The following is a 15824-nucleotide window of genomic DNA, read 5'->3' as shown; positions in this document are numbered from 1 at the left end:
AATTATAACGACTTAAGGTGGTTATTGCGGCGGGGCTCACCTCTTCCCATCCCGAACAGAGTAGTTAAGCCCGCCTGCGCAGATGGTACTGCAGTTATGTGGGAGAGTATGTCGCTGCCTTTTTTTACTAAAACCCCGTTTCTTACGAAACGGGGTTTTTTGTTTTATAAAAAGTTTTGTATTTTTTTGCGAAAAAATTAAAATGTTACATTTCTAAAACTATCCTCAATTACCCTAAGTATATGTTGTATTGTCTTAAAAGGCAATACATCGTTTTCGTAATGTTAAAATAGCATCTTTATTGGAAAATGCAGTTGCGTTTTGAGAAGGATTAGCTCCTTACTTTAGCAATAGAAATTATTACTAATTTAAAACAGCAGCATTATGAAAACGATTTTAAAATTTAGTCTGATAGTATTAGTGGCGATGACTACCATGAGTACCTATGCAATCAATGGAGATTTTTTACTGAATGTAAAAAAAGGAACTGGGAATGAAATTAGTTTTTCGGTGAATGAAATTCAAAAGGCTACAGTAACGATCTACGATAAATTCCACAATGTAATCTATTCTGAAACCGCAACAGGTAAAGCAGGAATTGAGAAGACTTATAGTCTTGAGGAGTTTCCTGACGGGGTTTACTTCCTAGAAGTGGAAACCAGTCAAAAGAAAGTGATACACGAGATTGTTATCAGCAATAAAGTTTCAAGCTTATCGAGAAAATCGGTTGCCGAAGTGTACAAAGGGGATTTGAAAATGAAGAACCAAAATGTGGCAGCGCTAAATTAATTGGGTTATTTAAAAAAAATACTTACTTCGAATTTACAAAAACAAAACAGCTCCTCTTTAGGGCTGTTTTTTTTGTTTTATGAGTTATTTAATATTAATTTCTTCTGAAAAACGAATTTGCATGAGGGATGGAAATGGCATCCTTTTCTTTTCCTTCTTTCGGGAAAAGAAAAGATACAATGAACAGCCCGACCCTTGGGGCATGCCCAAAAGAAATAAATGGAGGTATATGATGTAAAACATTGCTTTTTTAAGCTCTAAATAATAAAAGAGTATCAAATAATATGCTATGTTTGGATTTCGGCACTTACGATCTTTAATTTTATTTTAAAATAATTATATGTATGTAAAAAAAATCCCGTCAAGTATAAAACCTGACGGGATCTATAAATATTAAATCAAGTGTTTATGCAAGCATAGTTACTGGATTTTCGATGTATTGTTTTAATGTTTGTAAAAACTGAGCTCCAGTTGCTCCATCAATTGTACGGTGATCGCAAGCCAAAGAAAGCATCATGGTGTTGCCAACTACAATCTGACCATTTTTCACTACTGGTTTTTCTACAATAGCTCCTACTGATAAAATAGCAGAGTTTGGTTGGTTGATGATAGAGTTAAATTCAGTTATACCAAACATTCCAAGATTAGAAACCGTGAAAGTACTACCTTCCATTTCAGTTGGTAATAATTTTTTGTTTTTTGCTCTTCCTGCAAGATCTCTAACGCTTGAGCCAATTTGAGATAAACTCATTGCATCAGTAAATCTTAATACGGGAACTACTAATCCATCTTCAACTGCTACAGCTACACCAATATTTACGTGATGATTGATGATGATAGCATCTTCTTTCCATTGAGAGTTAATTTTTGGATGTTTTTTCAAAGCTAAAGCACAAGCTTTAATTACCATATCATTGAAAGATACTTTGGTATCCGGGATGCTATTGATTACTGTTCTTGATTGCATTGCCTCATCCATTGTTACTTCTATTACAAGGTTGTAATGAGGTGCGGTAAACAATGATTCAGCTAAACGTTTCGCAATGATTTTACGCATTTGCGAATTTTTGATTTCTTCTGTGAAAACTTCGCCAGCCGGTACAAATACTTTTGGAGCTTCTGTTTTTGCAGTTTCTGGCGCTTTTGATGCAGTAGGACTTGGAGCAGCAGCAGTTGCAGGAGTAAAGTTTTCGATGTCGCTTTTTACGATACGGCCATTTTCACCAGTTCCTTTTACTTGTGTTAATTGAATTCCTTTATCACTAGCTATCTTTTTAGCCAATGGAGATGCCAAAATTCTTTTTCCGTCACTAACTGTTTCGATTACTTCTGTGGCTTCAGATGAAGAAGTAGATTTAACTTCTTCTTTTGCAGTAGCAGTTGGAGTAGCTCCACCCGCTTTATAGTTTTCAGCGATTCCACTAATATCTGTTCCCGCTGGTCCAATGATAGCTAAAAGACTATCTACTGGAGCTGTATTCCCTTCTTGGATTCCAATGAACAATAAAGTTCCTTCATTGAAAGATTCAAATTCCATTGTAGCTTTATCTGTTTCGATTTCAGCAAGGATATCACCTTCAATAATTTTATCACCTACTTTTTTCAACCAAGTAGCTACTGTTCCTTCGGTCATAGTATCACTCAAACGAGGCATCGTTACTACGATAACCCCTTTAGGTAAATCTGCTGATGGAGTAGCAGTTGGAGTTTCGGCAGTTTTTGTATCAGTAACAACAGGTGTTGATTCTGCTGCAGCTGGTGCAGCTGAACCTCCAGCAATCAATGCCGTTACGTCTTCTCCTTCGTTTCCGATGATTGCCAATAAAGAGTCTACTGGAGCAGTTTCTCCTTCTGGGATTCCAATATATAAAAGTGTTCCCTCATTGAAGGATTCAAATTCCATAGTTGCCTTGTCGGTTTCAATTTCTGCTAAGATATCACCTTCGCTTATTTTGTCTCCTACTTTTTTAAGCCAAGCTGCTACCGTTCCTTCTGTCATAGTATCGCTCAAGCGAGGCATTGTTACAATTGTTGCCATAATTGATTTATAATTTATGAGGTGTGAATGGATAGTTTTCTTGGTCGTACACTACGTCGTACAATTGTTGGATTTCTGGGTAAGGAGATTCTTCAGCAAATTGAACACATTCTTCAACTAGATCTTTTACTCTTTGATCAATTACTTCTATTTCTTCTTCTGTAGCGTATTTTTGATCTAAAATCACATCCAAAACTTGAGTGATTGGATCTATTTTTTTGTATTCTTCAACTTCTTCTTTAGAGCGGTATAATTGCGCATCAGACATAGAGTGTCCTCTGTAACGGTAGGTTTTCATTTCAAGAAATGTTGGTCCGTCCCCGCGTCTTGCTCTGTCAATTGCTTCAGTCATTGCTTCAGCAACTTTTACAGGATTCATTCCGTCAACTGGTCCACATGGCATTTCGTAACCTAAACCTAGTTTCCAAATATCAGTATGATTTGCTGTTCTTTCTACAGAAGTTCCCATTGCATATCCATTATTTTCTACTATGAAAACTACTGGAAGTTTCCATAACATTGCCATGTTGAAAGCTTCGTGCAATGAACCTTGACGCGCAGCACCATCTCCAAAGTAAGTCATGGTTACTCCGCCAGTTCCGTTATATTTGTCACCAAATGCTAAACCTGCTCCCAATGGAATCTGACCACCTACAATTCCGTGTCCGCCATAAAAACGATGTTCTTTAGAAAAGATATGCATTGATCCACCCATTCCTTTAGATGTTCCAGTTGCTTTTCCTAAAAGTTCTGCCATCACACGTCTTGGATCTACACCCATACCAATTGGCTGAACGTGATTTCTGTATGCAGTAATCATTTTGTCTTTTGTCAAATCCATAGCATGTAAAGCTCCTGCTAAAACAGCTTCTTGACCATTATATAAGTGTAGAAAACCTCTAACTTTTTGCTGAATGTATAATGCTGCAAGTTTGTCTTCAAACTTTCTCCAAAGCAGCATGTCTTCATACCACTTTAAATAAACTTCTTTTGTAACTTCTTTCATCTGAAATAATTCTTTTGCTTAAGTGTTATTGTTTTATCAATCATGACCTAGTAACGCAAAATAGTTTCCTCACCACAAATTTGCGCCCCAGAGGGGTCGGGATGCAAAAATAAGACATTCCTACTAAGAACTAAAATTTAAAAGCTAATTTTTAGTTCTTTTTTAAAGTAATTTGTTATCAAACATAAAAGGGAGTAGGTTTTTTAGAGATGCTGATTGATGAATCGATCCACTTTCTCCCATGTAATAGATTTCTATAGGGGATTCTTGTCGTATTTCATATTCTGCAATAGATTGTCTGCAAGCTCCACATGGAGGAACGGGACTTGTTGTTTTATTGTTGTCAGAGGCTGCGGTAATTGCAATTTTTAAAATGATTGCTTCAGGATAAATAGCACCTGCGTAAAAAATAGCTACCCGTTCTGCACAAAGCCCCGAAGGATATGCAGCATTTTCCTGATTAGAACCAACAACAACTTCACCGTTGTCCAAAAGAATGGCTGCTCCAACCCTAAATTTTGAATAAGGGGCATAAGCATTTTTTCTAACTTCAATAGCTTTCAACATTAAGTTCTGTTCAACTAAAGGTAATTCTTGAATGGTTTCAAAAACAGTAATTGTCGAAGTGATTATTATTTCTTTCATCAGTTAAAGCTATTTCTTAATTAAATATTTTAGTTATGTACATGGAATTAAAAACAAAAAAATCCAATTTCAAAATAGTGAAGTTTGGATTTTTGTTTTGTATAAAAGTAAAATGGAGATTAAAAACTTTCATATTTCTCTCCAAAATTGAATGTCAAAGAGAAACGTAATGTATTTTCCAGTGGATTTTGAATTTTAGACGCTGAAAACAAATAGGAAACATCAATTTTGACAGAGCTGTATTTAAAACCCGCTCCAAGCGAGAAAAATTCTCTCGCCCCTTTATCTGGACTTTCGTGGAAATATCCAGCACGAAATGAAAATGAATCTTGATATACATATTCTGATCCTATGGAATAGGTCACTTCTTTTAGTTCTTCACTAAATCCACCTGGAGCATCAGTAAATGATTGGAACATACCTGAGAACCAATTAATGGATTGATAATCATCTCTGTTTTGTTGCTCTTCTTCAGGTGTGATGTTGCCATCGCCGTTTAAATCGGGATTTTGTGGGGTAGGAACCATTAATTTACTGACTTCCAAATTTACAGCTACTTTGTTGTATTCGTCTAAAATAAAATCAAATCCTCCACCTAGTTTCATGTTGGCAGGCAGAAAATTAGCACTTATGTCATCATTATCATAGCTCATTTTAGGTCCCATATTCTGGAAATTAAACCCGGCTCTCCATCGGCCGTTAAAATCGGTATACGCAATTTCTTCTGATTGAAAAAACCCGGCCACATCCACAGCAAAACTACTTGAAGAGGTAGCATCATTATTATCAGTAGCTACTTTTAGGTTGGAATTTATGTAACGGCCAGCTACTGCCATTGAGAATTTTTCGCTCAATTTTAAGGCATAAGATAAATCAAAAGCAAATTCATTTGGAGAGACAAGTACAACTTGGCTGTCAAAATCTGTCCTTAATTCAATATCACCCAAACCAAAATAACGGAAACTACCAGCAAAAGAACTTTTGTCGCTATATCTATTATAGTAGGTTATTTGTGCTAATGAAATGTCGTTTACTAAATCTGTCAAATAGGGAGTGTAACTTAATGAAAAGCCTTGTTGGTCGTTAGCAAACGCGTATTTTGAAGGATTCCATTGTTGAGAAAAGGTATCTGTTGATGACGCAACACCATTGTCGCCCATACCTGCAGATCTAGCATCTGAAGCCACCAAAAGGAAAGGCACAGCTGTTGTAATTACGTTTTCCTGGGCATGAATAAAATTAAAATTATATAAAAATATAATCAGTAAAATGGCTCTTTTCATTATTTAAAATAAAATTTAATTTAGGGTAAATATACTATATTTTTAAAGAAACACAATTTTTAAAGAATTACAAGTTTTTCATGCTTTTCAATCTTCTTATTAGAAAGAGATGATTTTACCGTTAATTTATAAACATAAACGCCTTTCCCAATTTTATTTCCAAAATCATCCCGAGTATCCCAAGTTATTTCGCGTGATAAAAAACCTGAAGTTGTAATGGTTTGGTTTTTTGTCCAAACTACTTTTCCGGTTATTGTTAGCACTTGTACTTGTACCTCCAAAGGTTCGTTTGGTTTATTGTGAGAAAACCAAAACTCAGTGTAATTTATACATGGATTGGGATAGTTCAAAACATTTGTAAGTGAGATGGATTCATCACCAATTACTAAAAACTGCATTTCTAATGTTGTTGCATTATTGTAAACATCCCAAACTGTAAAAGTAATAGTGTGTAAACCAGCTTTTAGATTTCGGAAGGGAAAATGTAAATTTCCTTTTGTAAAATTATCCAATTCAGTTTGATAATAATCATTCAAAATAAAAGGATTGCTTACATCACCATCCAATACAGCTACAATATCATGACCAATTCCTCCAGCTGTATTGATGCCACTTTCGTCTTCCATATATGCAATAAATATTGGAGAATCGTTGGTAATTCCACCAGATACAAAAGTCTCATCATTCATATATAACTTCACTTTTGGACTATTATTGTCTGCTACTGCATTTTCATTTACACCTCCGACTTTAATTGTAGTGTCGTAACCCGTAACATCTTCAAGTAATTCACTCTTTTGAGCATAAAAACTCAGTTTTCCGTTGTCTAAAGGAATGCGAATGTCTTTTGGTACTATAAAACTATATTCAAATTGACCATTGGTAACAGATGCATTTCCCCTAAAAATAGCCCCGCCCAAAGTAGTGAAGTTTATCGGTGGACTATAACCATCATTGTTTAAAGTGCTTTTTGTTATTTTTTTGTCAAATAGAATGGTTGATAAAATACCATTATAGTTGGTTAAAGGAAGATTATTCTCGTCTGTTATTTCTCCAGTTATTTTCATTTTTGCTAATGATTTAAAATCTGGAATCGATTGATTTACGGGCACATCATTCACTTTGGTCAATACTACTTTTGGTTTGGGGATGGCCAGAAATATAGCTGGATCGCCAAGATAAAGGACTACGTTTGTTGCGGTATTTGGGTTTTCGTTTTTAGATATTCTTAAAGCTTCTGCTATAGAAACGTATTGATTGGAACCATAAGATAAAAGGTTTTTCGCAAAAAAATCATTGAAATTTTCAGCACTGAATTGTCCAATGGAACGAATTGTAGAAACTAAAGAAATAGCCCCGCCTTTTGAATTCCAATATATGTATTCGCCGGCTGTAGGTCTTGTGGGATTGTCAAAACGAGAAAATTCGCAAGTAATTGTAATAAATAACGGGTACTTGTATTGATTACTTAGGCTTTGGCTGTCTGCTTTATCCCAAAGTCTTTCGCTTGCCAAACCATCTTCTCCGCCATGCCCCAAATAATTAAAGACCAATGCTCCTTTTTCAAATTCGTTATAAAATTCAGATTTTGCTTTAGGATATCTTTCTCCACCAGCAGAGGCTTCCTGTGTGTAAGAGTCTAAAAATATTTTCGAGACATTCAAAAAAGGTTTTTGTAGAGTGATTTCGTCGGCAAGAGTGTTCTGTCTAGATTGCAAAGATGCATCAGTAGATTTGTCTGAATCATCAGAGAGAGTGACATAGTTGTTTCTCCAGCTTCCGTAGGCCTTTTTGTTGTAATATTCGATGACTTTATTTACCATTTCCTCAGCTTGAGTAGTGGTGCTAACCAACATTCTACCAGCAGCGATATCCATTCCTCCGTAAAATGTAGTAATGTTTCCTTCGGAATCATCCATTAGACAATAAAAATCATCGGACGCAAATGAAGCCTCTCCAATAGTGTTGCTCGTTAATGATTCATATATAGGTACAATATTAGTATTGTTGGTTATTCTTTTTTTATAGTCAAATGAAGCATCACCAAAGAGATTGACATATCGTACTCTTTTCTCTGTAGATGAAGCATTATTGTAAATATATTTAATACAGTTTCTTATCGCGGCAATGTCTTGTTTTCCTGATGCAAACTCTTGATAAATGGATTCAAGAGTAATAACTTTTGTATTTAAATTAGAATTTACTCTGTGAAAATTAGCCAGCTTCTCTGCTTGGGATTTTAAAATGTCGGGAGTAATAATTACATAATCAATATCTTGAAATTGACCTTGAGTGTTTTTAAAAACCGTGCCTTTTATATTTGAATTGGCTATTTTTGATTTACTTTCTTTTAATGGAGAATAATAGTCATTCGGGTCAATAGCGATATATTTCCTAAGTTCTCCAAGATTAGCTTTGAATGAAAATGCACTTTGGTTGCTGTTTTCGATTTTTGATACATTATATATATCAGTTACATCCCAAATTTGAGAAATAGCAGCAGCATTTGAAAAATTATACGATATGACTCCAAGGCTTGAATTGGATAAGTCATATTGAAAATGAAATTGCTTTCCGAATCCCTGTAGTTTACTTTTTGCTTTTAATTGAATGTAATCCAGAAAGCCTTTGGATCCAGGCACTCCATTGTTGTTATAGGATAACTTGATTTTTATATTTGAACTACCTGCAAAAGTTGTATTGTTTGGGAGTGCACCATTGAAATATTGTATATCTGAATTGGTGTTTAATGCAGAAAATGGCACATTACCTATATCAAGGCCATTGGCCATAATTTTAAACGAAGTAGGAGTGTAGGCTGCCGATGCCAATGAAGCATTTAATTTAACGGGTACTGATGAGTCTATATTTGGATAATCAAATGAAAATTCTTGGTCCTGATTAATGTCAAATGATTCGCCAACCCACTGCCTTCCCACTTGAGCAATGTTTGTTAAATCGACTTCGTGAAATTGATAGTCGTCGTATGTTGAAATATTTAAAGTGCTTGCAGTTGCAGGCTGTTGCATATTCAACATTCTCTTACCATTGTCTCCTTCTGCCGTGATATAGTAATAGGATTTTGAATCGTACAAATTCAGATTGGTTTGACTTTCGTCATTCCAATTGTAAATTCCCTCACCATAAAATAATATATAATCATCATTGTTAAAGACACCATCGCTTTCTCCTTGAATTTGGATAGCATTTTCGGCTAAATCAGCTTGGTAAAAAGTGTCATTCGCTAATGGCAGCATTTTTCCGCCATTACCATATATCTTAATTTTTTTTGGATCAATTCCATTTAAATTCAATCCTAGTTCCTTTAAAAAGTTTAAAGAAATTTTATAAACACCTGATTTTTCTATATAGAAACGATACCAATCTCCTGAAGCTAAAACGGAATTTGTAATACTCGCTTTGTTTTTTGTAGAAACGCTTTTTCTCGAAGATCCACTATTTATGGCGTATGAAAAGGATTTAATTCTTTTGTAGCCAGAAGCTTCTTTGATTATTGGTGATATTCTGAGAAAGTTTTGAAGAGTATTTCTTGAGTTTATTGTTATCAGGACAGTTTTTATAGCTGAAGGAATTGTAGAAGTGTTCAAATTTCCAAGGGTGGATGCTGTTATGGACTCATAAACCACATTATAAATTTGAATGCTGTTTTCGTCTAAAGCAGTAGCAGTTTTTAAATTTAAATTGTAATAAAGAGATTGATAATAGCCATCATAAAAATAACTGTTTCCTTTGAAACTTGGTGTTTGGGATTTGGTACTGGAAGTTGTATTGTTATTTTCTATCCAATCAATGTTTATATCTCCTTTTACTTGGGCAAAAGTTATAATAGGGAGCAAAAGAATGAAACAAAATACGAGATTTTTCATTGAATTAAGTAGCAAAGTGTTTTGGGAATAATTGCTAAAAGTAAATAAAAAATATTAAATGTCATTTTCGTTGTTTTATGTAATAAAAAATATAATTTTGCGTTTTTATTACATCCGTTAAAACAAAAAAAATTAAAGTTAAGAAAGGGTTTTGTGATTTAATGTTTAATTATTACATTGCGCAACCTAAATTTTAATAATCACCTACTAGAAACTATGAAAGTAAATAAAACTATCCCCTTAAAGATAATGCTATCCCTGGCATTGGTATTAGGACTAGCTAGTTGTAGCAAAAAATCTAAATCCGAAAGTGCCTCGAGAGGTACAGGTTGGAATGTAAGCAGTTCTAAAGGCGGTTTTGCAAAAGGTTCAGCACATAAAACACAGGAAACTGGGCCTGGATTGGTATTTGTAGAAGGAGGAACTTTTACAAGAGGATTGGTTCAAGACGATGTAATGCATGATTGGAATAATATTCCAAATCAACAACATGTTATGTCTTTTTATATGGACGAAACAGAAGTTACCAACTTAATGTACCTTGAATACCTTGAATGGTTGAAAAAGGTCTATCCTCCAACAGAAGAAAACTATAAAAACATTTACGAAGGTGCTTCACCTGATACACTTGTTTGGAGAAACAGATTGGGTTATAACGAAACAATGACAAATAACTATTTAAGACATCCTGCTTATGCCAACTATCCTGTTGTAGGGGTAAATTGGGTGCAAGCTGTTGAATTTAGTAAATGGAGAACTGATCGTGTAAACGAAGCTGTTTTGGAAAAAAACGGATATTTAAAGAAGAATGCTAAGTCATTAGACGTTACAGCTGAGAGTAATTTTAATACTGAAACTTATTTAGCAGCGCCTACGTTGACTTACGGAGGGAATGAGGAAATCCTTTTGAAAGGTAAAGGAGCTTCTAAAAAAGGTCCAAAACCAGACAAAAACGGCAATGTGGTTGAAGAGAAAAATGTATATGCACAAAGGTCATCTGGAATATTATTGCCAGAATACAGACTTCCAACCGAATCGGAGTGGGAATATGCAGCAGCAGCTGATGTTGGTCAAAGAGAATATAACATCTACAAAGGACAAAAGAAATATCCTTGGTCTGGAAGTTATACTCGTTCTGGAAAAAGATCAAACAAAGGATTTCAATTGGCTAACTTCAAACAAGGTAATGGAGATTACGGAGGAATTGCAGGTTGGTCTGATGATGGAGCCGATATAACAAATGCTGTAAAAAGTTATCCAGCAAATGATTTTGGATTATATGACATGGCTGGTAACGTATCAGAATGGGTTGCCGATGTTTACAGACCAATTGTTGATGTTGAGACTAATGATTTTAACTATTTTAGAGGTAACGTTTATACCAAAAATAAAATTGGTAAAGACGGAAAAATTGAAGTAATCACTAATAAGAATATTGTTTTTGATACATTGAGTAACGGTAAATTAGTACCGAGAAATTTGGCAGGGGAAATTGCTCAAGTTCCAGTTGACGAAAATGAAACATATTTGAGACAAAATTTCAGCACAAGTGATAATATTAATTACAGAGATGGTGATAAGCAATCTAGTAAATATTATAGGTTTGGTGGAGCAGATGCTGATAAAGCAAAAACTTCAGACAAAGAAAATATGTACAATGCTCCTAAGCACAATGTGAAAATTGACAGTTTAGGAAATATGGAAAGAAAATACGATAAGTCTAGTAAAAGAACTACTTTGATAAATGATGCAGTTCGTGTTTACAAAGGAGGTTCATGGAGAGACAGAGCTTATTGGTTGGATCCAGCACAAAGAAGATTCTTCCCTCAAGATATGGCAACAGATTACATCGGATTCAGATGTGCTATGTCTAGAGTTGGTTCTAAATCAAACACAAAAAAATCACCAAGAAATTAAATTTTTTATATACAATACAATAAAAGCCCTTTCATTAGGGCTTTTATTTTTTAAACTATATTTATATGGATATTAAATACATTCATAGTTTGTTTTTGAAATGCAATTCGGTTTCAATTGACACACGTAAAATTGGAACGAACTCTTTTTTTGTGGCAATAAAAGGAGAAAATTTTGACGCTAATACTTTTGCAAAAGAAGCTCTTGAAAAAGGAGCATCCTATGTAATAATAGATGATAAAGAGTATTATATAGACGAGAGAACTGTCTTGGTTGAAAATAGTTTAGTTGCTTTGCAGGAATTGGCTAAATTTCATAGGAATCATTTGAAATTACCCATAATTGCTCTTACAGGGAGTAATGGAAAAACAACTACAAAAGAGTTGATTAATGTGGTGCTTTCAAGAAAGTTCAAAACGAAAGCTACTATTGGTAATTTAAATAATCATATCGGTGTACCCTTAACCCTATTGTCGTTTGACGAGTATACCGAAATGGGAATAGTTGAAATGGGGGCTAATCATCAAAAAGAGATAGAATTTCTATGTGATATTGCGCAACCTGATTACGGATATATTACCAATTTTGGAAAGGCTCATCTGGAAGGGTTCGGAGGTGTTGAAGGGGTTATTAAAGGCAAGAGCGAAATGTATCATTATCTTTTAAATAACGATAAATTAGCATTTGTGAATCTTGAAGACCCTATTCAAGTTGAAAAAACTAAGGCGATGCAGTTGTATTCTTTTGGTGTGAATAAAGATGCTGCTAACGTAAATATAACTCGCATAGAAGCCAATCCTTTTGTTTCTGTAACGTATTCCCAAAACATAATTTCAACTCATTTAATTGGGTTGTATAATGCAAATAACATTAATGCGGCTATTGCTATAGGAACTTATTTTGGTGTTGAGGAAAGCGATATTAAAGAAGCGCTGGAAAGTTATATTCCAGAAAATAATAGATCACAATTAATGTCTAAAGGGACAAATGAAATTATTCTAGATGCTTATAATGCAAATCCCAGCAGTATGAAAGTAGCTATTGAAAACTTCATTCTTTTGGAAAAGGAAAATAAAATTGTTTTTCTTGGGGATATGTTTGAGTTGGGTAACGAAAGTTTGTTGGAACATAAAGGGGTTGTTGATTTGCTCTTGAAGCAAAAGGACATTACTTGTTATTTCATTGGGAAAGATTTTTATCAGAATAAAGCAAATCAATCAAATTTCTTTTTCTTTGAAAGCTTTGATGCTTTTTCAGAGATCATTAAAAATAAAAAATTTGAAAATAATATGATACTCATCAAAGGATCCAGAGGAATGGCTTTGGAGCGAACCTTAGAATTTATAAAATAATTTTTTTCAATATTAAAAGAAGCTCCTTCAGAACTATTTGAGGGAGCTTCTTTGTTTTACTTAATGCTCATTAAGTAGCCAATTAAATTTTCTTTTTGGTTTAAATCTAGTTTTTTTCTCAATCTATATCTAGCCAATTCAACGCCACCTGTTGATATATTCATGAATTCTGCAATTTCTTTGGTAGACATATTCATCAATAAATAGGTTGACAAATCCATCTCTCGGGGAGAAATTGTTGGATGTTTTTCTTTTAATTTTTTTAGAAAATCAAAATGTACATTTTTGAGATGCTTTTCAAGATCTTTCCAGCTTTTATCGGTGTTAACTTCTTTAGAAATGCTTCTGTTTAATTTGGTAAATTGAGCTTTCGTCTTTTCGTCAAAAGTAGAGCTATTGATGTCTTTCAATTTTTCAATAATTCCATTAAGTATTTTGTTTTTTTTGGCAACTTGTATGGTGTTGTTTACTAGCTCTTTGTCTTTTGTGAGTATTTTTGTTTGTAATTTTTCTTTTTCCAGTTTTTCAATTTCTTTTTCCAGTTCGTATTGTTCTTGCCTTATTTTGTTTTCTTTTTCCAAATACAGTCTTCGTTGTTCCAGTATCTCAAAGTGCTTATTTTTTCTAATTTTTATTTTTATTCTTAATCGAATGTAATAGATAAAAGCAGCTGCCATTAATAAGTAAAATAAGTAGGCCAAAGAGTGTCTGTACCATGGAGGATAAACCCTGAAAGCAATAGCAGTTTCATCGGATTGAATGCCGTAACTATTTCTAACTTTTACTTTCATTTTGTAATTACTCTCTTTTAAATTGGTGTATTCTTTTACGGCACTATTGGACCATGTGCTCCAATTTTCATCAAAACCTTCCAGCTGGTATGAAAATTCAAGGTTTTCCAGATTTTCATAGGATGGAGATGAAAATGTGAATCTTACTTGATTTGATGCATAAGGTATTTTGTAATTATCATCACTAATTGGCCCATTTCCCAGATGTATAGTGTCTCCTGGAAAAGAAAAACTTTTTATGTGTGCAATAGGTTTTAAATTGGATTTGTTTTCGATAGTAGAATCGTAATGTGCAAGTCCATCAATTAACCCAAAAAATGTATTTTTAGAGTCAACAGTAGTTATGGATACATAATTAGCTACTAGATTTCCGGTTAAATTAGAGAAAGGCACAATTACATGTTTGTATTTGCTGTCTCCCGTTTTTATTAACGCTCCTAATGATTCGTCAAAAATATACCAAAGGTTTCCGATAACATCTTCTTTAACTTCCTTTATCTCTGGTAAAGACTTAAAGAGGTTGGATATTTTAGGATCTTCTATAAACTTTCTTTTGGTTGTTGAGTAATTATAAAATTTGTTATTTGCTTGAAAATAAATTTTATTATTGATTTTTTGAACACTTCCAATGAAAGGATCTTGATTTGATAATTCAGAATATGTTTTTATTGTTTTAGCCTTATTGAAATTGCTATTAAGGGTTATTTGATATAAGTATTCATCTTTTTTTACCCATAAATAGTTATTGTCTATTTCAAATGTACTTGATGAAACATTAATTCCTTCTATTTTGCTTTTAAATTTCAATCCTGAAGTTGTTTTTTCGAATAAATCAAAACCATTATAATTTGCACCTATTATGTATTTTGACTGATTTGGAATAGGGGTTAATCTAAAATATCCTTTTCTACTTAAATTTCGAATCATTTTTCCTTCTTTTATAAGCAAAGCCCCTTTGTTGCTAGCGCAGATTAGTTCATCATTTATGATGTGCAAATTCCAGGCTTGTGATGCGGTTCCTTCGATAAATTTGAAATTGTCATTTTTGAAATTTGCATTCCAAGGGTGGCAAAATACTCCTTGATTGGTAGCTACATACAAATTCTCTTTGTATACAATTGAGGAGTATACAGTTCCAAGATTATAGTTGGAAACAAAATAGGTTAGATAAGAGTTTTCGTTTATAAAAGTTATTCCGTTGTCTAGCCCGAGCCATAGGTTGTTATTACTGTCTATAAAGGAGCTTAGTATTGTGTTGTTTTGAATTCCATTTTGCTTGTTGATGTGCTGTATTATTCTGCCGTTTTTGTCACATAATACCATACCGTTTAATATGGAATTTAGTACTATATAGTTGTCTTTAATTTCAACTCCTCCAAGGCAATTACTTTTTTTGGCAAATTCATTGGCTTCTGTATTCCATTGTGTTAGTTTGTTGTTGTCATACAAAAACAACCCTTTGTCAATTGTTGCTATGAGTAGATTATTCTTCGGCATACTAAACATACCCCAGATTTCGGTATTGTTTAAAAGTTTGGTTCCTTTTAATGAAATTAATTTTCCGTCAACGTATTCCATTAAACCCAATTTTTTATTTTGAAAAAAAAGTTTCTCTTTTACTTTGAAAGAAAATTGGAATTCATGCGGTGTTTTTAATATGCTTACTTTATTTTTTTTGTATACGTATATCGTTTTGAATGATTGAAAAATCACCTCGTTTTTATAAAAATGAATCTTCCATGTTTGATTTATGCTTTGAGGTTTGTTTAGCTTTATGAATTTTGCAATAGAATAGTATTCTAATTTTCCTTTTGCATTAGGCTTAAAATATCCAAAATCATTATATCCTCCTACAAAAATTTTTCCTGAAGGGTCAATTTTTACGCTTCGAATATCTTGCGAAATGGGTAAAGTATGTTTGGTCCAAGTAATACCGTCAAACTGGAGTAGACCATCTGTATTTGCAAAATAGACATTACCATTTTTGTCTTGGTCAATACACCAGTTTTGGGTACCTCCTTTGTATTCATTCTTCTTAAAGTTTTTTATAAGGGGTATTCCCACAGGTTTTATTTGTCCAAATAAAACATTTGACATTAAATATATAATGATTTGG

The 15824-nt window shown here is 33.5% G+C and carries 9 protein-coding genes and 1 rRNA gene; 4 read left to right on the top strand and 6 right to left on the bottom strand.

Translation table 11 applies throughout. The annotated features are described in order from the left end of the window. Positions 1–13: 13 nt before the first annotated feature. Both rrf and B0E44_RS12925 read left to right on the top strand, forming a co-directional pair. Positions 14–123, top strand: a 5S ribosomal RNA gene (rrf, locus tag B0E44_RS12930). Between the two features lie 261 nt (positions 124–384). Then, positions 385–789 (top strand): DUF3244 domain-containing protein, encoded by a 405-nt coding sequence (locus B0E44_RS12925; RefSeq protein ID WP_077375801.1) that lies wholly within the window; start codon positions 385–387, stop codon positions 787–789. Between the two features lie 406 nt (positions 790–1195). Here the strand turns inward: B0E44_RS12925 and B0E44_RS12920 are convergent, their stop codons facing one another. The 5 genes from B0E44_RS12920 to porU all read right to left on the bottom strand — a co-directional run bounded on the left by B0E44_RS12920 (position 1196) and on the right by porU (position 9648). Beyond that, on the bottom strand, positions 1196–2827 hold the full coding sequence (locus B0E44_RS12920; RefSeq protein ID WP_077375798.1) for a pyruvate dehydrogenase complex dihydrolipoamide acetyltransferase: 1632 nt from the start codon (positions 2825–2827) through the stop codon (positions 1196–1198). A 7-nt stretch (positions 2828–2834) separates the two neighbouring features. Continuing rightward, positions 2835–3833 (bottom strand): pyruvate dehydrogenase (acetyl-transferring) E1 component subunit alpha, encoded by a 999-nt coding sequence (pdhA, locus tag B0E44_RS12915; protein WP_077375795.1) that lies wholly within the window; start codon positions 3831–3833, stop codon positions 2835–2837. A 162-nt stretch (positions 3834–3995) separates the two neighbouring features. Next, positions 3996–4478, bottom strand: a complete 483-nt coding sequence (gene cdd, locus B0E44_RS12910) for a cytidine deaminase (protein WP_077375792.1) — start codon at positions 4476–4478, stop codon at positions 3996–3998. A gap of 119 nt (positions 4479–4597) precedes the next feature. Continuing rightward, on the bottom strand, positions 4598–5761 hold the full coding sequence (gene porV / locus B0E44_RS12905) for a type IX secretion system outer membrane channel protein PorV (protein WP_077375789.1): 1164 nt from the start codon (positions 5759–5761) through the stop codon (positions 4598–4600). Between the two features lie 59 nt (positions 5762–5820). Then, the gene (gene porU / locus B0E44_RS12900; protein WP_077375786.1) at positions 5821–9648 is read right to left on the bottom strand and encodes a type IX secretion system sortase PorU; all 3828 of its coding nucleotides are present in this window, start codon (positions 9646–9648) and stop codon (positions 5821–5823) included. A 216-nt stretch (positions 9649–9864) separates the two neighbouring features. On the opposite strand from porU, the gene gldJ reads away from it, so the two are divergent. After that, positions 9865–11565 carry a gliding motility lipoprotein GldJ gene (gene gldJ / locus B0E44_RS12895; RefSeq protein ID WP_077375783.1) on the top strand — a complete coding sequence of 567 codons (1701 nt, stop codon included), beginning with the start codon at positions 9865–9867 and terminating at the stop codon, positions 11563–11565. Positions 11566–11630: 65 nt separating this feature from the next. Continuing rightward, on the top strand, positions 11631–12917 hold the full coding sequence (murF, locus tag B0E44_RS12890; RefSeq protein ID WP_077375780.1) for a UDP-N-acetylmuramoyl-tripeptide--D-alanyl-D-alanine ligase: 1287 nt from the start codon (positions 11631–11633) through the stop codon (positions 12915–12917). A gap of 56 nt (positions 12918–12973) precedes the next feature. Here the strand turns inward: murF and B0E44_RS12885 are convergent, their stop codons facing one another. Continuing rightward, positions 12974–15805 carry a triple tyrosine motif-containing protein gene (locus B0E44_RS12885; RefSeq protein WP_254423294.1) on the bottom strand — a complete coding sequence of 944 codons (2832 nt, stop codon included), beginning with the start codon at positions 15803–15805 and terminating at the stop codon, positions 12974–12976. Positions 15806–15824 lie beyond the last annotated feature (19 nt).

This window comes from Flavobacterium sp. A45, assembly GCF_002001005.1.
In the GTDB taxonomy this organism is placed as follows: Bacteria; Bacteroidota; Bacteroidia; order Flavobacteriales; family Flavobacteriaceae; genus Flavobacterium.
Note: the sequence above shows the minus strand (reverse complement) of the source record. Positions and strands in the feature narration are given on the sequence as shown.